This is a genomic window from Magnetococcus sp. PR-3, from assembly GCF_036689865.1.
GTDB lineage: Bacteria > Pseudomonadota > Magnetococcia > Magnetococcales > Magnetococcaceae > Magnetococcus.
Map to the genome: position 1 here is coordinate 1 of NZ_JBAHUQ010000089.1, position 486 is coordinate 486.

Here is a 486-nt window from a genome sequence, read left to right on the forward strand (position 1 = left end):
TTAAACAAGGAAGCCTTGATAGAACATGTCAAAGCCTATCCAGACGCTTTGCAAAGAGAGCGCGCCGTTCATTTCGGGGTTTGTGACACCACTATCAGTGCTGCGCTAAGGAAGCTTGGGATCGGTAAAAAAAACGAAGCGCTACATTGAAAGATGTACAGAAAAAAGAGCGTACTATTGGGCTGACCTATACCGCCACTGGGATCAGTACGGTCATGAAAATATAGTCTATTTTGATGAAAGCGGATTTGAAGAAGAGGTGATTCGCCGTCATGCGTGGGCACCAAAGGGTGAAAAGGTCTATGGTAACTTTGCGGGGAGCAAGCGCAAGCGCACCAACTTGATCATGGCCCAACGCGGTAAGGAGTGGCTAACGCCTATGATCTTTGAGGGTTCGTGTCATGCTACGTTGGTTGAGGCATGGATTGAAAAGATGCTATTGCCTGAATTAAAGGAGCCCAGCGTTATCGTTATGGATAATGCCAG

2 protein-coding genes are annotated in these 486 nt (G+C 47.1%); both read left to right on the top strand.

The window, feature by feature from the left end; all coding sequences use genetic code 11:
- On the top strand, positions 1-150 hold a 150-nt coding region (locus tag V5T57_RS21060; RefSeq protein WP_442918256.1), incomplete at its 5' end, for an IS630 transposase-related protein.
- 109 nt (positions 151-259) lie between these two features.
- Positions 260-486 (top strand): transposase (locus tag V5T57_RS20670; RefSeq protein WP_332893167.1); only part of this gene is annotated, 227 nt, incomplete at its 3' end.